At 53.6% G+C, this 21,019-nt stretch carries 17 protein-coding genes, 1 tRNA gene and 1 riboswitch; of the genes, 2 read left to right on the top strand and 16 right to left on the bottom strand.

All coding sequences use genetic code 11. The features are described 5' to 3' along the window. Positions 1-52: 52 nt before the first annotated feature. Positions 53-427 (bottom strand): hypothetical protein, encoded by a 375-nt coding sequence (locus tag QZX60_RS06215; protein WP_295362474.1) that lies wholly within the window; start codon positions 425-427, stop codon positions 53-55. Between the two features lie 180 nt (positions 428-607). Here QZX60_RS06215 and QZX60_RS06210 point away from each other — a divergent pair. Next, positions 608-684, top strand: a tRNA-Arg gene (locus QZX60_RS06210). A 95-nt stretch (positions 685-779) separates the two neighbouring features. Here the strand turns inward: QZX60_RS06210 and QZX60_RS06205 are convergent. From QZX60_RS06205 to QZX60_RS06160, 10 genes are all read right to left on the bottom strand, one after another. Then, positions 780-1,286 (bottom strand): type 1 glutamine amidotransferase domain-containing protein, encoded by a 507-nt coding sequence (locus tag QZX60_RS06205; protein WP_295362471.1) that lies wholly within the window; start codon positions 1,284-1,286, stop codon positions 780-782. A gap of 21 nt (positions 1,287-1,307) precedes the next feature. Continuing rightward, complete coding sequence (locus QZX60_RS06200; RefSeq protein WP_295362468.1) at positions 1,308-1,916, bottom strand: AAA family ATPase; 609 nt, start codon at positions 1,914-1,916, stop codon at positions 1,308-1,310. Positions 1,917-1,935: 19 nt separating this feature from the next. After that, complete coding sequence (locus tag QZX60_RS06195) at positions 1,936-3,291, bottom strand: SLC13 family permease (RefSeq protein ID WP_295362465.1); 1,356 nt, start codon at positions 3,289-3,291, stop codon at positions 1,936-1,938. 8 nt (positions 3,292-3,299) lie between these two features. Then, complete coding sequence (locus tag QZX60_RS06190; RefSeq protein WP_295362462.1) at positions 3,300-4,538, bottom strand: diguanylate cyclase; 1,239 nt, start codon at positions 4,536-4,538, stop codon at positions 3,300-3,302. 18 nt (positions 4,539-4,556) lie between these two features. Next, on the bottom strand, positions 4,557-7,979 hold the full coding sequence (locus QZX60_RS06185; protein ID WP_295362459.1) for an EAL domain-containing protein: 3,423 nt from the start codon (positions 7,977-7,979) through the stop codon (positions 4,557-4,559). Between the two features lie 122 nt (positions 7,980-8,101). Then, positions 8,102-8,791, bottom strand: coding sequence for a hypothetical protein (locus QZX60_RS06180; protein ID WP_295362457.1), 690 nt, complete (start codon positions 8,789-8,791; stop codon positions 8,102-8,104). Continuing rightward, positions 8,791-13,164, bottom strand: coding sequence for an Eco57I restriction-modification methylase domain-containing protein (locus QZX60_RS06175; RefSeq protein ID WP_295362454.1), 4,374 nt, complete (start codon positions 13,162-13,164; stop codon positions 8,791-8,793). Before QZX60_RS06175 ends, QZX60_RS06180 begins: the two co-directional genes overlap by 1 nt. A 357-nt stretch (positions 13,165-13,521) precedes the next feature. After that, the gene (locus QZX60_RS06170; RefSeq protein WP_295362451.1) at positions 13,522-13,818 is read right to left on the bottom strand and encodes a hypothetical protein; all 297 of its coding nucleotides are present in this window, start codon (positions 13,816-13,818) and stop codon (positions 13,522-13,524) included. A gap of 63 nt (positions 13,819-13,881) precedes the next feature. After that, positions 13,882-14,739 (bottom strand): CPBP family intramembrane glutamic endopeptidase, encoded by an 858-nt coding sequence (locus QZX60_RS06165; RefSeq protein WP_295362448.1) that lies wholly within the window; start codon positions 14,737-14,739, stop codon positions 13,882-13,884. Between the two features lie 192 nt (positions 14,740-14,931). Continuing rightward, a complete protein-coding gene (locus QZX60_RS06160; protein WP_295362446.1) occupies positions 14,932-15,573 on the bottom strand; it encodes a CpXC domain-containing protein in 642 nt (213 codons plus the stop codon). A 286-nt stretch (positions 15,574-15,859) separates the two neighbouring features. On the opposite strand from QZX60_RS06160, the gene tnpA reads away from it, so the two are divergent. Then, positions 15,860-16,333 carry an IS200/IS605 family transposase gene (gene tnpA / locus QZX60_RS06155; RefSeq protein ID WP_295362443.1) on the top strand — a complete coding sequence of 158 codons (474 nt, stop codon included), beginning with the start codon at positions 15,860-15,862 and terminating at the stop codon, positions 16,331-16,333. Positions 16,334-16,488: 155 nt separating this feature from the next. Here tnpA and QZX60_RS06150 read toward each other — a convergent pair whose 3' ends face one another. From QZX60_RS06150 to QZX60_RS06130, 5 genes are all read right to left on the bottom strand, one after another. Continuing rightward, a complete protein-coding gene (locus QZX60_RS06150; RefSeq protein WP_295362440.1) occupies positions 16,489-17,073 on the bottom strand; it encodes an ECF transporter S component in 585 nt (194 codons plus the stop codon). Positions 17,074-17,169: 96 nt separating this feature from the next. Next, a riboswitch (FMN riboswitch) is annotated at positions 17,170-17,296 on the bottom strand. A 35-nt stretch (positions 17,297-17,331) separates the two neighbouring features. Then, the gene (locus QZX60_RS06145) at positions 17,332-17,769 is read right to left on the bottom strand and encodes an ACT domain-containing protein (RefSeq protein WP_295362438.1); all 438 of its coding nucleotides are present in this window, start codon (positions 17,767-17,769) and stop codon (positions 17,332-17,334) included. A 12-nt stretch (positions 17,770-17,781) separates the two neighbouring features. Beyond that, positions 17,782-19,083, bottom strand: coding sequence for a phenylacetate--CoA ligase family protein (locus QZX60_RS06140; RefSeq protein WP_295362434.1), 1,302 nt, complete (start codon positions 19,081-19,083; stop codon positions 17,782-17,784). Positions 19,084-19,183: 100 nt separating this feature from the next. Beyond that, positions 19,184-20,035, bottom strand: a complete 852-nt coding sequence (locus QZX60_RS06135) for a shikimate dehydrogenase (protein ID WP_295362430.1) — start codon at positions 20,033-20,035, stop codon at positions 19,184-19,186. A 12-nt stretch (positions 20,036-20,047) separates the two neighbouring features. Then, positions 20,048-21,019, bottom strand: a complete 972-nt coding sequence (locus QZX60_RS06130) for a serine O-acetyltransferase (RefSeq protein WP_295362427.1) — start codon at positions 21,017-21,019, stop codon at positions 20,048-20,050.

The following is a 21,019-nucleotide window of genomic DNA, read 5'->3' as shown; positions in this document are numbered from 1 at the left end:
AATACCCCCAAGTAGGTTTTTATATTTTACTGTCCTACTTAGGGGTAGCATATCAAATGGCCGGGACGGCAAAAGCCGCGTTAATTTTGTGGTCCTTGACGATTTTTAAAACCTTTTCGTTCATCGTCTCGTCGTTGGTGAGCCCCGAAAAGACGATGCACACCGATTTTGAGCCGGCGTTCACATCGCCCTGAAGGACGTCTGCCGGCGCGCTTTTCTGGTAGGTTTGGAGCAGACGGTTCGAGGTTTTCCCCGAAGTCGTTTTGACCGTGCCGTCAACCTTGACGTCAGTGTACCGGCTGACACGATAGATCTGCACCGCATGATAAACAGAGATGCCAATCAAAATAAGGGCCGCAGTCACCACTCCGATGAGCACGATCATCCCAGTGCCTTTGAGTTTGGATTCTCCTTCTTTCCGCTTCAATTCTTTTTTCCTCTTCTTTTTTACAATTCTAAACTACTGTACTATTATAACGTTACCCGTGACGTTTGAATAGAAAATAATGATAATAATGAAGATAAATAATAACTTGACCCTATTTTTTCTCAGCCACCCGCGCCTTGATTTCATAGATGAAAAAGATTATAATAAGAAAACATGTAAGTCTACGTAGCTCAGATGGATAGAGCGACCGCCTCCTAAGCGGTAGGCCGGGGGTTCGACTCCCCCCGTGGACACCAGATGATTCTGCCGGCAGAGGTAAGCCCTGCCGGTTTTTTATTTGGTTCACAACCTCAAATCACAAAAAAAGACCGCCGAAGCGGTCTTGCGCACCTTACCGGTTTAACACGTCGAGGAAGGCCACGGCGTATTCGGGCAGATCCGGCGGGCGTCGGCCGGAGACGATGTTGCCGTCGATGACGCAGGCTTTGTCGACCCATTCGGCACCGGCGTTGCGCATGTCGTCCTTGATGCCCGGCGTGCTGGTGACGCGGCGCCCTTTAAGGATGCCCGCGGAGGCCAGCACCCAGCCGGCGTGGCAGATTTCGCCGATGGCTTTCCCTTCGAGGTTCATTTCTCTGACGAGGTCCAGCACCTTCGGGAAACGGCGCAGCTTGTCCGGCGCCCAGCCCCCGGGCACGAGGAGTCCGTCGAAATCCTTGGCGTCCACATCGTTAAAGGAGGTTTCGACCTCGCAGGGCACCCCGTATTTGCCATGGTACAGCCCCGGTTTTTCTGCCACGAAGACGACCTCGACGTCGGCCTCCCGCAGTCTGAGTACCGGATACCACACTTCCAAATCTTCAAAATCTTCACTGATTAAGGCGAGTACACGTTTCATTGATTGTCTCCTTTTCTTATTTTATTCCCAATTGTCGGCCGTGCGTCTGGCGTCGATGTAATCCATCAGCACGCAGGTCGTGCCCTCGATGCCCAGCCGGCTGCTGTTGATCGTCAGGTCGTAGTTGCGGGCGTCCCCCCACTTTTCCTTGCAGTAATGGTTGTGGTAGGCCTTCCGCTGACGCGTGACCTGCTCGACCCGCTTGGCCGCTTCCGCCTCGGACAGCTTTTCGGTCGCCATCGTCCGAAGCACCTTCTGATCCATATCCCCCATGACAAAAATCGTGATCAAATGGGACCGTCCCCGTAGGACGCTCTCGGCGCACCGCCCGACGATCACGAAGGATTCCCCGGCGTCGGCCCGCTCGCGGATGAAGTCGAACTGCATCCGGGCGATGTTTTCCTCCGGCGAATTCGTGAAGCCCCGGACTGTCCGCGACAGCAGCGGATTTCTCGGCCGCTCGTCGTACTGCCTGAGGGTCTTTTCGCTGACGAGCTTCTCCTCGGCGATGTCCTGAAGGATGTTCTTGTCGTACAGCGCGATGCCGTAGTTGTCGGCCAGCTTCTCGGCGATGACGTGGCCGCCGCTTCCGAATTCGCGTCCCAGCGAAATCATCAGTTGTTTGTCCATACTCTCTCCCCCTTTTATTTTACAGGTAGCGCAGGTAGATGCACACCATCGAAATCAAAACGACGATCACCGTCGCCGGCACCGCCGACTTCAGGTACCGCTTCCAGCTGATCGGATGGCCTTCCCGGGCGGCGATGGAGGTGCCGACCACGTTGGCCGACGCGCCGATCGGTGTGGCGCTGCCGCCGATATCCGTCCCCATGGCCAAGGTCCAGGCGAGAATCGACAAATCGGCGCCGGTAGTCGCAGCCAGCGTCCGGATCACCGGGATCATCGTCGCCGCAAAAGGAATGTTGTCGACAAAGGCGCTGCAGATCGCCGAGCCCCAAATGATGATCGCGATCATGACCATCATGTTGCCGCCGCTGATGCGGCCGATGACGTCTGCGAACATTTCCAGCACACCGGTCTCTTCGAGTCCGCCGACGACGAGGAAGAGCCCGATGAAAAAGAGCAGGGTCTTGTAATCCACCCGCCTGAGAATCTCCAGGGCGTCCCGCCCCGCTGCAGCCAGGGTAACCACTGCCACCAGCGCACCGATGGACGCGACCGACAGCCCCGTCTGAGCGTGGGTAATTAACAGCACCACCGCCGCGAGGAAAATGACTGTGCTGACAGCGAAATCCCGCCGGCTCTCAATGGCCGCCTTCGGCGAAAGGCGTGCCGACTCAGCCGCGTCAATGCCGCCCGCGTGTGCCAATTCCTTTCTGAAGCAGAAATAGAAATAAATCACGATGACGACCAGCGAAATCAAAGCAATGACACCGGTGTTCGTGATAAATTGTGTGAAGGTGTATTTGAGCGAAGTCCCGATGATGATATTGGGCGGGTCGCCGCTCATCGTCGCCGAACCGCCGAGGTTGGCGCAGAAGATTTCCGACAATATCATCGGCACTGGATCGAATTTGAGCAGCTGGGCCAGTTCTACCGTGACTGCGGCGAGAAACAGAATCACCGTGATGCTGTCGATGAACATCGCGAGCACGAAGGACATGACCATAAAGGTCAGAAAGATCGACATGACCTTGTAGTGCACCGCCTTCGCGATCGTCATGCACAGCCAGCGGAAGAACCCGGCCCGGGCCATCCCCTCGACCATGACCATCATCCCGGCCAAAAACAGAATCGTCGCCCAGTTGATCCCGGCGGCTTCTTCTTCCGCCGCGCTGGTTTCGTACCAGAAGCCCAGCGTGAAAATACTTTTCAGATTCAGGGTCTCCATCACTGCGCGGCCGCTGTGCATCGCGATGCCGAACACGAGCACGAGGGTCGCCGCCCCGCAGGCCAGCGTCACGAGATGGCGCTCAAACTTGTCCCAAATGATGAGGATAAACATCAGGATGAAAATCACCCCGGCTAACACACTTGCAATCATAGTCACTCCTATTTTGATCTTTCATTTTCTGTCTGGTGAAGGTCGGATGAATTCCGCTTTGCCCGATGGGCCGAAGACACCGGCCCCTGGCGGGACTCGGGCCTGTCCCCTTCGATGGCGCCGGTGCCTTCGCTTTTCGCGCGGTAGAGGTAATTGTCTGCGGTCTGGATAAAGGCCCTCAGCTCGGCCTCGCTGTGGGGTGTCCCCGCCGCGTAGCCGATGCTGCAGGTCACGCGCACGCCGCCGCGCTCCTCAGTGCAGTCTGCCTTAAAGACATTCAGCTTTTGGGCAAATCGATTCACCTCCGGCTCCGCGGAAATGATGAGCAATTCGTCCCCGCCGTAGCGGTAGCAATGGTCTGCTTCGCCTTTGAACACGCGCTTCATGCTGCCGCTCGTTTTGATCAGCACCTTGTCACCGTAGGCGTGGCCGTAGGTATCGTTGTACTGTTTGAAATGATCCAAATCCACCAGCGCGACGCAGAGCTTCTGGCCGATGAAATCCGGAAAATCGCTGCGCAGCGCCGTCCGGTTCAAAAGCCCCGTCAGGCCGTCGGTGCGGCTGTCCTGATAAAACTCGTCTGTCTTTTTTTCAAGTGCAAACTTGGCTTTTTCAGCGCGCAGGAAGTTCAGCAGCCGAAACCAATTGACCAGGCCGCACAGCAGGTGAAGGATGGCGATATCCACGGCATCCTGCCAAGCCACTGTGTGGCGCACAGCGGCCAGAACCAAAGCCATCGCGGCGATGTTGATGACGGTGTTGCGCACCTGGGTGCGGACCTCCGCATTGGGCACGAGGAAGATGATACTCGTGATGAGGATGTACTCGAAGAAAAAGCTGGAATCCGCCTGGGTGGAGAAGATGGAAATGATGGCCATGATCATGTCGATTCCGGTAAACCAGTTGAAAACGCGCACGGCCCGTTTCGCGGCGTCTTTGCGCTCGTGGAAATGGTCCAGCTCTGCGCCGAGACGCACCATGAATGCGAGGTTGACCGCTAAGATGACGATGTAGGCGTTCGTGGCATTGATCTGCGGGAGAATGTAGCCACTTGAAAAGGGCGAAAACGTCCCGATCAGGCCGATCACGGCGAGCAGGCAAATCAAAAACGCTGCGATCACGCTGAGGGACAGATTCTGATAATAAAAATCGATCCTCAGCCTCGGATCCCGCATCTTAATGTCCAGATCGGTTCTGTCATATGCTTTGTAAAATGATCGCACGATCCTTTTGATTCTATTTCGCACGAGCACGCCTCCTTTCTTCTAGAGTGTCTCGCAATCTTTGCTGTTCAAAATCATCCCGGACAAGCCGCCGATATAGGCGCTTCTGTCCTTGCTGGACGCATCGGAATAGGACACATTGATTTTGACACTGCAGTTGCCGCTCCACTGGCCGGCCTGACGCATCGATTCGACGGCGGCGCGGATCTTCCGGGCCACGTTGCGCACGTCCTCCTTCGTGTCGAAATCCATCACGACGAAGAACAAGTTGCCCTGCGCTCTGCCGATCACGCATCCGGTGCCGGCGCAGTCTCTCAGAGCCGCCCCGACGTTTTTGAGCAGCGCGTCCCCGGAGCTTTTACCGTAAAGCTTCACAATCTCGTCGTATTCGGGCACGGTCACTTCCATGATGGCGAAATCGATGCCGCTGTGCCAGCGCTCGCACAAGTAGGCATAAACGCCGTCCGACACCCCTCGGGTGTTGGCCAGGCCGGTCACCGGGTCGACGGACGTGAGCACCTTTTCCCTGTTGAGGAACTTCTGCGTCACGTCCGCGTCGATCACATTTCCCAGAAGACCGACGATTTTACCGTCTCGGTACACCGGAATTTTGCTCGCGAGAATGTCGCGGTTCGTGCCGTTGACGATGCACTTCCCCCTTCTCATATAGCACTTTTTTCCGGTCTTAAGGACAGCCTCCTCGTCCTTTTTAAAGGGCTCCGGATCGATGTGCCAGCCCATGTCTTCGTCGGTTTTGCCGATAATCTCCGACTCGTCATGCAGGCCGAAATAGTTGAGGAAGCTCCGGCTCGCGCCGAGGAACCGCCTTTGGTCGTCCTTCCAGAAAATCATGCGCTTTGAATTCAGTATCATATTTCTCCAGAGCACCTCCGTTGGGATCTCCCCGCGCTTCTGATCGGCAATCGCGCCGCTTAAAGCCGGGACAAGCTTGACGAGGTCCGCTTCCGCAAGGCCGGCATCGAAGGTGACGTGCAGGGCCCGGTTATAATCCGAGCGCTGCACCGGCGCAATCATGTGGAGCATCCAGCGGTACGCGCCGGATGCGGTGATGCTTCGAAACAGCCCGGTGAGCGCATGGCTGGCATTTTGTTCCATGCGGGATTTCAGCGTCGACACCTCCATGAACGCGGCAAAGCGCTCCTGATCGGGCAGATAGCAGTAATTCTTTGTCCAGGCATTGATCACTGAAGCCAAATCTTTCAGTTTAACGCCTACGCCCATGGGCTGGTCAGACAGAGAGGATTTAACCCCCTCTACCGTGTTGTGCGCCAGGTCGTAGATGGCAATGTCGTTGCACAGATAATACAAATCGCTCATGGTCTCGAACTGAACCTGCTGCATGTTTTTGACGTCGATCTCGATGTATTGAATCTGCATGCTGTAAAGATAGCGGTCGTCCTGTCTGGCCACCACGGTCCCGGTGAGCTGCATGTAGTGGTCGCCCGAGGGATAAGCCGTGATCTGGGGACCGCTCAGCTTTCTGAGCTGCTGATCGGCGTACTGCCGGTGAAAGATGTGTATGGGATCGCCCGGCGTGTTGATTTTATGCTCCCAGTCTTTCAGATCCTGGACGTGATCCCGATTCAAGACTGCTTTGTAAGCGGCATTGGCGAAAAGGATGTTCATCCGCTTTCCGTCGTCCTCCACCAGGCAGAGCGTCTTGTCCGTGAGGTAGTCGATGCGGCTGATAACCGAAAAATAGGCCCGCCATTTGGGCGGCTCCAGCATCAGCCCTGCGGCTTCGCCATGCTCTGGGAGCGCCTCCATTGGCATCGGCTTGCCGAAATAAAAGCCCTGGATTTTTTCACAGCCGATTTCCCGCAGGAATCGGTATTGTTCCTCGGTTTCGACCCCCTCGGCCAAAGTCGAGAGGTTCAGTTTCTTGGCCATGCGCACGACCGCGGTGATGATCGTCCGGGATTTTTCGTCGAACTGTCTGAGGAAGGACATGTCGAGCTTGAGCTCGTCGAAGGCGTATTTTTTAAGGACACCCAAAGACGAATACCCGGTGCCGAAGTCGTCCATCCACACCTTGTAGCCCAGCTCGTGGAAGCGCTTAATGGAAGGCGCAACCTTATCGATATTTTTGACAAAGGCGCTCTCGGTAATTTCCAGGTTGGTGAATTCCCTCGGGACGCCGTACTTCCGCGAGATGCCGTCGATGATCTCGGGCAGATCGTCGTGCAGAAAATCCTTTCGGGACAGATTCACCGAGACCGGGATCGCATCATCCCCTTTTTTTACCAAGTGCTTGTAATCCCGGCAGGCCTGCTCGAAGACGTAGAGATCCATCTTGTAGATCTGGCCGGTCTCCTCGAGGATGGGCACAAACTGGCCCGGGGAAATCATGCCGTATTCGGGATCGATCCACCGCACCAGCGCCTCGTGGCTGCAAATCGTCTTGGTCATGGTGCGCACCACCGGCTGATACCAGACCTGGATCCAGCCCTTGGCCATCGCCGTCTCAAAATTGCGCAGGATGTAGAACTTGAGGTCGGTCTGCTGCCGGATTTTGTCGTCAAACCAGACGAAAGCAGATGTGGTCCGGATGTCCGAAATCGATTCGCAGGCAAACCGCGCCCGGTCGCAGGCTTCGGTCAGCCGGGTGCCGTCCTTTTCAAATTTGAAAATACCGACTTTGACGGGCAGATTGTTTTCGCCCTGGGCCGCCATCTGCGAAAACAGGGTCGTCAGCTTGGATTCAACCTGATCCTTCAGTGCGTAGACGACAAAATGGTCGCTTTCAAACCGGAAGGCCCGTTCTCTTCCGAATACGGTGCTGATGCATTCGGCCAGGGTGCAGATCTGATGGTCCCCGGCCTTGAAGCCGTACCGGCTGTTGTACTGCTTCAACCGGCTCAGATCGAAATATAAGATCACCGGTTCCCCGCCCTGGGCCCAGATCTTCTCGATCCCGGCCATGGCATTGTTGAAAAATTGGTTCATGTTCGGCAGGCCGGTCAGCGCGTCATAATGCTTCGCGAATTCCGTGCTGTCCGAGGCCGCGAACTGGTCAGGCACATCGGTCAGCATCGCCTTGACTGTGCTGTCGTTTCCGGTGACGGCCGTCTCGTCGGTGTAGGTGATAAACGCCAGATTCACACCGTCGACGGTGATGTGTCTGCCCGTGGCGTGAATGATATGATACTTGGACTGATCTTCCCTTTTGTTTCTGAACAGGATGTCGTAGCCGTCTTCCTGGGTCGCAAAATTGTAAGCGTATTTTTCCATCCGGGCGATATCCTCGGGATGGACGTTGCGGTACAAATCGGTGCCCAGGCCGTAGACGGCCTCCTGGCCGCTGTCGTGCCCGAAAAGCTTAAGATACGCCTTGGAGACCAAAAGGGGCCTGATCTGGTCGTCGACGTACTGGTAGACCGCCAGCGGAATCGGAATGTTCTCCAAAAAAGATCGTGTATCCGTTGAAATTGCGTAGGTTTTCATTTTTATCTGCTTCTCCTGTCATTTTCAGGATGTATATTCTGTCGGAGCGTTCTCTCCGGCACGGTGTGCGCTGCGGTGAAGGCCGCGGTGGCTGTCTTGGTACCTCTATCAAAACATGAATTTCAAATTATTTCAATCTTTTCTTTGTAAATTTCAATCCATTTACAGATGGTGTATTGGCGGCGGACTGGCTCGGCCGGTTCGGCCTGCGGGAACATCGAAATCTGAGTTTCCCGCTCCTGAACCGTGTGCATCGGGCCGGTGCCGTTTTTAATCGCGTCGAAGGTATAGACGACGCGCCGGACTTTTGTCTTGCCGACGGGCTGCCATTCGCTCATCACAATGGGCGCGCCGGCGGCGTCTAGCCCGGTCAGGGCGTCGCCCTGGGCCATGTTGGCCTTGATGAGAGTCCTGGCGCTTTTAACGACATGATGGAGGGAGACTGCTTGAAACTTGGCAATCGCCATTTGGGTGTAGCCGCGTTCGAAGGTGCTGGCCATGTTCATGACGAGCATTTCGACGTTGTCCTCGAGCAGTTCAATCCCGTACAGGGTCGAGAGCCCTCGAAGGGCATTGATGCCGAAGGTGTCGGCGGTGCTGCTTATATCGGCGGCAGTCTGAAGGCGGCGGCGCAGAATTTCGACGAGAAAAGCCCCTTCTCCAGCGGAGGGCTCGAGGAAGGTCGCGGAAAGATCAGCGACCTTCGCGGCGATTTCCGGCTGGTCGAGCATTTTATCGACGACCCATTTCGGAGTGAAGACTTCGCCGTGATCTTTGACGCGCTCCGCGGATTTGATCAACTGCTCCGCCATTAATCCATCGCCTGCACTTTCGTTTCAATAAAGTTGATCTCGTCGTCCGACAGCTGATATTTTTTGTAAAGCTGCTGATCAATTTCCGCAACCGTCTGGGACCAGTCGATGTCGGCATTTCTTGTAAAATCCTGCATGGGGACAAATTGCCATACAGATTTTGGATTATGCTGTGTTGCCTTTTTTACGCCTAATAAAGCGCGTAAAAATTTTGTTTTGATATATTTGAGTAACGCTTCTGCTTCTTTTTCAGAGTTGAAAGCGCCTATACTGATAAATGTATCCGTTGCACCCTCATTTGGTTTGCCAATCAATGGTGAACTTAATGTTTCTCCCAATTCCCCTCTGCCGTTCGCTTCAGGCAACATGACTTTATATTTGTCTATATAATCATTTTTTTGTACATATGATTTTTCAATATATCTAAATACTCTGCGATTATTAATTCTTCCGATAAATTTGTAGCAATTTTCGCTTTCTTCTTTATCAAAAACTTCTGGTAACTTTTCAAAGGCGTTGGAAACGATCATATTCCCAGTCCCTTTGCCTAATCTTTTTGAAGCATCTGGATAGTCATCGAAAAATTTTTCTGTAAAACGATAATTCCCACGCGAAGAAACAATTTCACTTAAGCTTTTCTTTTTATGATCCGCCCAAACTTTTTTTACAATCGCATTAAGTGTTTCGTATGGGGTAAAAGTTCCAATTTTACCAAAATCCTGATTCACATCGCGCAGTGTAATCACAACACCGCCTTTTATATCCGTTCTTGGAAAAATTTCGGAACTGTCCTTTTCATACATCACGACTTTCAAATGGGGATCATTGAGCATTTTTTTGTTCCATGCCTTAGGTGTTTGCCCTGCGTTGAATAAAAATCTCCCCGGTGTAATCAAAGTGACCAAATCTGAAAGTTCGTAAGCCAAATTCATAAAATTATGATAAATCGGCTCGTCTCGTGTGCTTTCACCTTTTGCGGATTCCTGATACGGCGGATTGCCGATGACCACGTCAAATTTCATCATTCCAAAATATTCTCCAATTTTCTTCGCTTCGGCCTTGGCGTCAGCTTTCGCTCCGGCCACAATATCCTCAACATAATACACATTGGTATCCAAATCCTGATACCCGGCCAGTGTCCGCTGGGTGATGGCCTTGGCCATTGGCGTCTTCGCGACAACAAAAATATTGTTGCGCAAAATCCGCTGCCATAGCAACTGCCGCTCCGCCCGGCCGGCTTTGCCGCCTGTCCTTTGATACAGCTGCGAACATTCCAGATGATAAATGGAAATCGCCGCGTACAGCGGATACAGCCCCGTCTTCGAGTTGATCTCGAGAATGTGCGTGTAAGGGCTGAAAATCCGGTCGGTGTCATCTGTCTTGATCCAGCGGGTCACCGGTTTCCCGTCGACCGTCGTGTGCTGCCATTTTCTGTCGTAAAACGAAAGGCCGCCCAGGGTCTTGCCCATATGCAGATTGACCACCCGCCACGGCGTCAGCACCGTTTCCTTGTCCGGATTTCGAAACGTTCCGAAAATCAAGGCGAGCTTTTCCGCCCGTTCCACCGGCTCGTAAGCGTCGAGAGCCTTCGCCCGCCGCCGGATGATCCGCCCCGCCTCGATAAACACATCCGCGTCGTAATACTTGATAAACTTCCGGAATAACGCCTTCGTCACGCCCTTGGGCATAAATTCCTGCCACGACGCATCGTCCACCAGCCGCGTAAACTGGTCGATCTTGACGTCCCGGTCGATGTCGATCGCCATACCGTAAATCATCATCGGAATACGAATTGAGATCGAGCGCAGAATCGAAATCATCGTCTTGCGCTGCTTCTTCAGCGCCTTCATCCTGTCGAGCGCCGCCTGCTCTTCTGGGCTGCGCTCACGCTTGGTTTTCTTTTCGGCGGCCAACGCTTTTTTGTACGCTTCCTCGTCGAGGCCCTGATGGTTGATCTCGATTTGAATCGCTTTCTTTTCGGCCTTCGTCGTACCGACGATGGCTTTCAAATCGTTGAAATCGCTGAGATCCGCCGCATCGAGCATCAAGAGCGCGTCGCTGTAAATCGAATCGTCGTCGAAGCCGGTGCGCACCGCCTTTTCGGCGTAAACCCGTTTGATCTTTGCCAGCATCGTGTCCACCTTGTAGGGCTTCATGCCGTGGCCCGTCTCGCCGAGAATCGGTAGGAAATTCATCAGCTCCGCCATCTTTTGCTTTTGCGCGCTGCTCGTCCGCTTCCCAACACCCGTGTTCATCTGTGCCGCCTGAGCCATCACCGTCAGCGCCCGGTCCGGCGCAAAATCAAAGATGAAACACTGGGTCTTCTGCCCGAAAGTCTCTGACGCGTAAGGCGTCTGCGCGCGGAAAGCCGCCTGGAGATACTGGGTCGCGCTGTTCGTGTTTGAAAGAAACAGGACCCCGGTCCACGGCTTGATCGTCACACCCGTCGTCATTTTCCGAACCGTCAGCGTGATCGTCTTCGTTTTCGCTGGGTCTGGCCCCATCGCCTGATTCACCTTGTCGATATCACTCTGGGAGGCGATCTCTGCGTCCCCGCTGCGAACGACATTGACAATTCGATATTCCATCCCGAAAACCGGATCTTTTTTGAGCATCGCCTCTAAAGCATTGGCTTCCTTGATCCCCGGCAGAATCCAAAGGGTGTGGCGAAGCTGATCGCGAAAAGCCCGGGTCGAAAACGGGTAACAAGTCTTCAAGTCCGGCGTCGTGATGTTGCGCAGAAATTGTGCCACCTGATCGGCATAGACAAAGGTGCCGTCCGCCTTGGTCATAAAAAAGGTCTTGAAATTGAAGGCGCGCTTATCCTCCCCGAGAAAACGCTCGTCGTCAAACTGGCGGTGCATCTCAAAGGTGTACATCAACACCTTCGGAAGCCCTGCGTAGGGGTTGGGCGCGTTGCCGTGGATTGTCGGCCAATTGGCTTTGGCGCTCTGCTCCATGACGTAATCCCAGGTGAAAACCTGATCCGCGTCGTATTGGTCGATCAAATTGAACGCCGTCCCGGAGAGTTCGAGGAGCTTGGTGTGCTTTTCCGTGATCACCTGATGCATGACACTTTGGGCCAGTTCCGTCTGGGTACCCTCGTGCGCTTCGTCGATGATGACCAGATCCCAGAGATTGTTGAACAACTCGCGGTTCTTGTCGCCAGCTGATCCGCCGACCATTTCAGAGCCGCGTAAATCCTGAAGACTCGCGAAATAAACGTAGGGGCCGCCGTAGCCCATCAGGGACTCAAAGGAGTCGCCCTCGTTTTTTGAGCCATAGCGGTAGCCAGCCTCAGGCATGCCGATCTTTTTAAAATCCGCAAACCATCCCTCGTCGACGATGGGACGGTGTGTCAAAATCAGCACATGTGCAAAGCCCTCTTCCTTGACGAGCTGCATAGCTGAAAGCGTCTTGCCGAAGCGCATCTTCGCGTTCCACAGCATCTTGTCCCCATGTTTGTAGGCTTTTTTCGTTTTGCGGATCGCCTCCTGCTGCTCCGGCCTCAAGACGATGGGTGCCTGCTCCTGCTGCCCAGGCAGGGCCTGAATCGACGTCCGCCCCTCTTTGACTGCTTTAATCGCGGCCTTGGCCGTCTCAAGGTCAGTCTCGAACCATTCGTTGCCCGAAGTCACCTCTGTTTTCTTGATGCCCGAGCGCTCCAGTACGCGGTGCACGTCGTAATCCCGAAACCAGCTCTTGTCGGACTTGCGGTAAGCCAATTCGCTCCACTGCAGTTTATAGGGCACGCCGGCAGTCGTCATGTACTGGCGGATGCGGCGATCGGCCATCTTTCTGAGGTCGTCGCTGTTCGGCCGGTTATCGACTTCGTAGTCGTCGGCGGTGGCGTCACCGATTTTTTCCTTGCCGTCGTACACCTGCCACTTGCCGCTGGTGTTGTCTGCCGTCTGGATGTAGATCACCTTGCGCTCCGCCGTTTGGTATTGATCGTCCACTGGCTCGACAAAGACCGGCTTGAAGGTCTGGCCAGTGTCCTGCTGATAAAACCAGGCCAGCAGCGCATAAGCCATTTTGAGCGCAGATAGCCCTTCTTTTTTGCTGCCCTGAGTTAATGCGTGGGCGGCCCGGTTGCCCGCCCGCCGAATACCATTGAAACAGTCGAGCACTTTTTGCCCAACGAGGCGGCGATTTTCCAACTCTCTTAAACAATCGTTGAACGTGCTGTACGCGTCCATATCGATGTAATGGCGGTCAAGGATCTGGCGCGCGAGGGTTTCCGCGATTTTGCGCACCGTGACCAGCTCCGCGTCGTACATCTCCAACGCGTATTGTTTTTCCGCATTTTGTGCGTCTTGTAAATAAGCCTGGGTCTCGTCGTCCCGGCTTAAAAATTCGAAATTACTCTGCATGCGATTCGTCTCCGTTTATGGTTGAGATCAAGATTATCATATTATTTATTATATCATACTTTAATTTTAAACGAAATCATCAGGTTTCGGTATCCTGGGAGGACAATTCCACCAAAAAACGCAGTTAAACGGATTGCGTTTCAATTAGTTACGCGTCGATCACCGTCGACGGCAGCGCCATCGTCGAAAAGGATTTGAACAGCACCAGCGCCCCGAAGGATATCGGCGATGAGATCACATTCACTGACATTTCCGACCGATCGCCGCTCAACAAACTCAAGGGCGGAAGCGGCGATGATGCCTCGAAGGATTCGGATTCAAGCGCCAAATCAAGTTCAAGCACCTCGTGGTAAATAATTAATAAATGATATCTACGACAACATCTTGTTTAATATCCATAAAGGACTTTCCGTCAAAACAGGGATCATCTAATATATTATCAATTACTGATTTAGGAATGGTGTTCTGGTCAGGTATACAATATTTTGCTATACATTTAGGTGAGCCAGGTGTACAGTCCCAAATGACGAGAAAGGTATTTTCACCATCGATTTCCGTTTGCAGCACATACATGGTTCCATCATAGGTGAACTCAACATCATGTGAATTTGAGATTACGTCATACAACTCGTTCATAGATATTCCCTGCATCATTTTACTCCTTTAAATAATCGCTTGTGTTTTTCGTACATGTCAAAACTGGTATCGATCACCAACTTAAGCTTGACGCGGTTCAACACCATCTTCACGCTTCTCCTCAACGATCGCTTCCATCTTGGATCTTCTTAAAAGAAATAGGGTCAGACCCAGCAATATAACAAGGGACGGCAGAATACTGAGGATGGACGTCGCGGCATTGACATTCGTATTTTGCACGTCGACGGCTGTCTGCCCATTGGTACCAATGGATTGGGACAAATCGGTCAGCGCGTGTAAAATCACAACCACCCAGATATTGCGGCATCTGAGATAAACGGCGCCGAAGCACAGCCCCACGGCGGTCGCCTCGATGACCTGCATCAGCGTTCCCACCCCATCTTGCCCTGAAGCCAGATTCGTGAGATGCATCAGTCCAAATGCCAGTGCCGATAAAATGAGCGACACCCAGATGGTTTTCGCACGCTTTTTGGCAAAGGCATCCTGAAAAGCGTTCAGCACCACGCCGCGAAACAGCAATTCCTCAAAAATGCCGGTCAGCGTATAAGTCACAATGGTGGCGCAGACAAGTTCGGTATTTGAAAAATATCCGGGATCGGCCTGGACGATACTGAGCACCAGCTGGGCAGCTGCAATGGCGAGAATCGGCAAACCCGTCAGCAGGCCGTGGATAAAACGCTCCCGATCGGAAGCATAAATCCTGCCCTGCATATGGCCTGCAAAAATCACGACCATGAGCACGGCGAGCCGAAAAGCTTCGCCAATCGTTTCCCGCAGATCACTTGACATTTTCACGTATTTTGCCATTTCCGACAAAATCAAATCACTTAAGAAAAACGAGACCGCAATGGCGAATATCCCGAACAAAAAATAGCGATAAGCCTGATCTTTGAACACCCTTTCTTCATCCCTAAACATGATGATCTCCTTTCTGCACAGCGTGTTAGATGATATTTAGAAAGTGCCTCTATTATACTTTCGATCAAGACCAAAATAAATGGATTTTGCCACACATTAAGTTTTAAACGAAATCATCTTCGATATCCGCCACGGGCAATTCAGGCAAAAAAAATCCGCCAAAAGGCGGAATGAATTTTAAAATGGCGGCCCTCAGCCGATGACACCGGCGGCCCAATGGCTGTCGATGACCCAATCTTCTCCGTGACGGATGGCCCCGTACTGGACATTTACCGCTTCGTCGAGGCGGTGGTACAAATCGTCGTCGATGTTTGCACTCGTGAGGACTTCGCCGCCCTTTAACACGTCGAGGTATTCCTTCCCGTCGTCGCTGTAGCCGTCGTAGCGGATCGCGTCGTAATCCAAGTCCGGGTAGGTCTCGGCGACCGTGTGGGTCAAAAGGTGTTTGTAGACCTCGACGGTGCGGTCGTCCCGGCCGGCGTCAAAAATGCGGATTTTTTCGATGAAATCCTGGGGCGTCGTCACAATCCGATAAATGTAGTGGTGGTTTTTAGGGTCGCTCTTCCCCTTTTTGAAAACCTCGGCCGTCGGCTTCACCTTTTCTTCCCGGACGAGATAAATCATAATTTGATCGGCCATCTGGTGGTACAGGCACGGGTAAAAGATCGGCGTCTCTCTCCCGCATTTCGGGCAGCGGAACCGAAAGGCGGCCCCGCTCATGAAGGCGGCCTTCATTTCCGGGTTTTCCGTTGTGTTGACGCTCTGCCAGATGGTGAACATGCTGGCGCACCCGCACGCCGGACAGGTGACGTTTGCTTGCTGCTGGATGGACATGGTGCTCTCCTCTCTTTTGTGATTTCGCTTAATATTCTACCACAGTTTTGTGCCGATCTGCTAAAAGGCGATGACACACCTTTCCCCCTGCGCCCAGAGGGATGCCAATAAAAAAGCGAAGCCTGAACATTCAGACTTCGCTTTTTAATGGGCTTTAGCGACAATAAATCCCCCAGTTCAACTGGGGGTTGGAAAAAACACTTTAGTATATGTAACGAGACAAACCTCCTATGATAGGATGATTGTGGCCTGACAACCACGAAAAAACTATATAGGAGGTAAGGTCATGAAAGATGACATACAAAGTTTATCCCACAGTAAATGGAGATGCAAGTATCATATAGTCTTTGCACCGAAATATCGGAGACAAGTAATATATGGGAAAATAAAAGTAGATGTAGGCAAAATATTAAGAGAACTATGTGAAAGAAAAGGTGTCAATATAGTTGCAGCCGAATGCTGTCCGGATCACATTCATATGTTGGTAGAAATACCGCCGCATCTAAGCGTCTCATCATTCATGGGATATTTAAAAAGTAAAAGTAGTTTGATGATTTTTGATAGGCACGCAAATCTGAAGTATAAATATGGGAACCGACATTTTTGGTGTCGAGGATATTACGTTGATACGGTTGGAAAAAATGAAAGGGCAATAGAAACCTATATCAAAAATCAATTACAAGAAGATATAGCAAACGATCAAATCAGCCTGAAGGAATATATTGACCCGTTTACGGGTAAGCCGGTGAAAAAAGGCTAAACCAGGGCCCCCGAATAGGGGGCGGCCGGTAATAAATATGTGATTGTCAGGTGTATTCAGTGCCCCTTAAGGGGCTATCACAAGAGATAGACCCTTATAGGGTCAGGTCAAACCACGCGTTCAACGCGTGGTTTTGATTTTTGATCGATTGTGTCTTACGCGTCGGCCTTGGCGTGGCTGACTTTGTTTCGGTTAAAATCCCGGTCGAAAACCCGGGAAATGGATTTGTAAACGGCAAAGGTAATCGCGCCGTTAAGTGCCGCCTTAATCAGGTTAAACGGAATGATGACCGGAACGATCATCGCCGCCACAGCGGCTCTCGGGGTCCCCATAAAAATCGGGGTCATCACGAGGTTCCAGGCGCACATCACAGCGGTCATCGTGAGGGTTCCGGCGATCAATGCCGCAACTGCACCGCCTTTTGTGTGATGCTTCACGTAAATCAGTCCGGCGACAACGACGTAGCTGCCCGTCGCGAAGAAATGCATCAAAATGCCGATGACGCCGCTGGATGCCGAGACCGTCAGTCCCTGGACGATGCAGGCCACGGCGGTGATGATCAGACCGGCGGCCGGCCCAAACAAGAAGGTGCCGACGAGAATCGGAATGTCCGCCGGATCGTATTCCAAAAACGGTGCGGCCGGCATGATCGGGAAATGAATCAAATAGACCAACAACACCGACATCGCGACCAATACCGCGAGATGTGCCAAAAAATGCGTTTTGCGCTGTGCTTTCATATGAATGCTGCCTCCTTAGGAGTCTGCCCCGGGGTCTTTCGCGCGTAAAAAAAGTCCTGAAAATAAATTTATTTTCAGGACGAGTCAAACACACACTGACCGTTTCTTTCATCCGGACTATACCGTCGGTTCTGGATTCACACCAGATCTGCCCAAAAAGGCTCGCAGACTCGCATTTCGCATCACTGCCGGTGGGGAATTGCACCCCGCCCTGAAACAGACTGTTATTTTATTTGTCTCTATTATAACCTCACGCGCTTACCTTGTCAACAGTTCATCTCGTGCAAGCAGGTTGGTCCGTTCGTCGCCGCTAAACAATTCAATCGCTTTGTCGTAATCGGCGTCCGCCACCTTCAAGATGATGATCGCGTTGTCGGTATTTTTCGGCAGGAAGGAATAAGCATAAGCAATACTGATGTCCGCGCCGCCGAGGACTTCAACGATGCTGGCCATGCCGCCGGGTTCGTCCGGCACTTCGACGGCGAGCACCTGGGTTTCATTGGCCATGATGCCTGCCCCTTTTAAGGCCGCCATGCCCGCGTCCGAATCCTGAAGAATCAAACGCAGCAGGCCGAAATCTTCAGATTCGGCGATGGTCAGCGAACGGATATTGACCTTGGCATCGGCCAGGGTGCGCAGCACTTTGGCCAGCTGCCCTTCCTGATTTTGCATAAAAACTGAAACCTGTCTGATCATACTCTTACCTCCTCAGATTTTCCGCAGATCCACAACCCGTTTGGCCTTGCCTTCAAAGCGTTCCAGGCTCTTCGGCTCGACCAGCGTGATTTTCGATTTGATGCCGATGATCGAATGCACTTCGTGTTCGATCTTCGCTTTGAGCTCTTCGAGGGCGTTGATGGAATCGAGGTTGAAGTCTTCCTTGAGTTCCACCTTGATTTCCAGCTGATCCCGCGAGCCTTCCCGGGTGACGACCAGCTGATACTGCGGTTCGACGTAGCCGGTTTCCAACAGCGCGTGTTCGATCTGGGACGGGAAGACGTTGACGCCGCGGATGACCATCATGTCGTCGGTGCGGCCCTTCAGTCTGGCGATGCGCCGATGGGTGCGCCCGCATTTGCACGGTTCCGGAATGATGCAGGTCAAATCGCGGGTACGGTAGCGAATCAAGGGCATCCCTTCCTTGGTGAGGGTCGTGATGACCAGTTCCCCGGTTTCCCCGTCGGGCAGCACTTCGCCGGTTTCCGGATCGATGATTTCGAAATAGAAGAAGTCTTCCCAGAAATGGAGCCCGTCCTGTTCCGGACATTCGATGGCCACGCCCGGTCCGCAGATTTCGCACATGCCGTAAATATCGTAGGCCTTGATGTTGAGCAGGTCTTCGATGTTTTTGCGCATGTTTTCCGACCAGGGTTCAGCGCCGAAGACGCCGGCCTTCAGCGGCAGTGCCGAGGTGTCGACGCCTTCATCGCGCATCGTTTCCCCGAGGTATTCGGCGTAGGACGGCGTACAGGTGAGCACCGTCGCCTTAAAGTCCTGCATCAGCATGATCTGGCGCTGGGTATTGCCGCTGGACATCGGAATGATCGACGCACCCATGCGTTCGGCGCCGCCGTGAATGCCGAGCCCGCCGGTGAACAGCCCGTAGCCGTAGGCGTCGTGGATCACCGAATGGGCATCGGCCCCGATACCAGCGAGGCCCCTGGCCACACATTCCGCCCACATCGACAAGTCGTTGTGGGTGTAGCCGTCACAAACCGGCTTGCCCGTCGTCCCCGAGGAGACGTGCACCCGGGCGATCTGGCTCAGTGGCTCTGCCAGAAGACCGTAGGGGTAGTTGTTGCGCAGGTCGTCCTTCGTCGTGAACGGCAGTCTGCGGATATCGTCGAGGGACTGGATGCTTTCCGGTCCGACGTTCATTTCCTGAAATTTTTTGCGGTAGAAGGGCACGTTGGCGTAAACGCGGTCCACCGTTTGTTTTAACCGGACCAGCTGTAGCTCCCGGAGCTGGTCCTGAGGCATGGTTTCAAATGTTTCGTTCCAGTATTTCAATGGAAAATCCTCCTGAATTCGTTTTAACCTTGTACTTTATCATAGCAAATAAAAAAACGGACTGTCAAGGGACAGCCCGATGAATCCGACAAATGACACCTTATTGATGAAAGACCCGCTGCCGCACCGCCGCCACCGGCATGTCCTGCCCGGTCCAGAGCTTGAAGGCCAGGGCGCCCTGCCAGAGCAGCATGCCCAGGCCGTCAAAGGTCAAACAGCCAGCGTCCTGCCCCATTTTAAGAAAAGACGTCGTGAGCGGATTGTAGACAAAATCCGCCAGAACCGGCTTGTTTTTCAAAAGCGACCGGTCCGCTATCACACAGGTGTCCGGCTCCGGCGCCATGCCGAGCTTGGTCCCGTTGACGAGCAAATCGGCCTCGGCGGTCTGTTCGGCCAGGGCCTTTTCGTCGGAAAGTGCAAAGGCGCGCGCGTCGCAGTCGGTACTCGCCGAGATCAAATCGGCTAAGCGCGCCCCGTGACTCAGCGTACGGTTGAAAATCGAAAGCGACACCGCCCCGTCGAGGGCCAGCTGAACGGCGACGGCCCGGGCCGCGCCGCCGGCGCCGAAGAGGACAATGCGCTTGCCCTTCACGTCAAAGCCGCGGGCGCGAAGCATCGCGGTAAAGCCGGCGCCGTCGGTGATGTGCCCGGTCAAATGGCCGTGATCGTTGACCACCGTGTTCACGGCCCCGACAATCGCCGCGGCCTCAGACAGCTCATCACAAAGGCCGCACATTTTCGTTTTGTGGGGCATGGTCAGGTTCCACCCCTTGGCGTCCAACGTCACCAGGCCGTCGACCGCCTTTTCCAGCTGATCTTCTGTGACGTCGAAGGCCAGATAGGTCGCGTTGAGGCCCACCGCCTCAAAGGCCGCCGTATGAATGGCCGGTGAAAAAGAGTGGTGAATCGGATGCCCGAACACGCCGTAAAGCGCCGTGTTGCCGTCGTTCATGTCATGTTCTCCTTAATCAACCAATTCCGGTTCTGCATCCGGATTGGGAATCTCCGTTCCTGTGCGGTGATCCAGCCCCTTTTCGATGGTCAGATCGGGGTTTTTGATGAAAACCCGGGAGCACGCGGGAATCGGCTCCGTGATAAAACAGTTGCCGCCGATGATCGTGTCGTGGCCGATGACAGTCTCGCCGCCGAGCACCGACGCGTTGGAATAAATCGTGACCCGGTCGCCGATAGTCGGGTGGCGCTTCTTGCCGCGCAGCCGCTGTCCGCCGCGGGTCGACAGCGCGCCGAGGGTCACGCCTTGGTACAGCTTGACGTAATCGCCGATTTCCGTGGTTTCCCCGATGACGATGCCGGTGCCGTGATCCATGAAGAAATACTTGCCGATCACTGCGCCGGGGTTGATGTCGATCCCCGTCCGGCTGTGGGCGTATTCGGTCATCATCCGCGGCAGAATCGGCACGTGCATCGTGTAGAGCTCGTGGGCCAGCCGGTACACCATCATCGTGAATATCCCCGGGTAGGTCAGCACGATTTCGTCCAGGTCACTGGCTGCCGGGTCGCCGTCGTAGGCCGCCTGAACGTCCATCGTCAACATCTGGCGCACCTTGGGCAGCCGGCTCATGAATTCGCAGCTGATGGCCGACGCCTGTTCGTCGATGGCCTCCGGATCCTCCTTCGCGTCATTGGGCTTCGTATCGTTGGCCCGCAGCAGCGCCAGCCGGACCTGGTGGTGCAGCCGTTCCTCGATGGACATCATCAAATTGCCAATGTAGTAGCGGATCGTGCAGTCGAACAGCTGACGGTCGCCGTAATGCCGTGGGTAAAACAATTTGCGAATCTCGTTGAGAATCTCGATCATCGCACTGCGCTGCGGCAGTGCGGCCGACGTGTAAGAAATATAAGCGTTGTCGTTTCGGTAAATCTGAACCATCTCCTGGTTCAGCGTATTGATCTGCTTGTTAAATGCTCTGCTCAA

It is taken from the genome of uncultured Pseudoramibacter sp. (genome assembly GCF_903789625.1).
GTDB lineage: Bacteria > Bacillota > Clostridia > Eubacteriales > Eubacteriaceae > Pseudoramibacter > Pseudoramibacter fermentans.
Note: the sequence above shows the minus strand (reverse complement) of the source record. Positions and strands in the feature narration are given on the sequence as shown.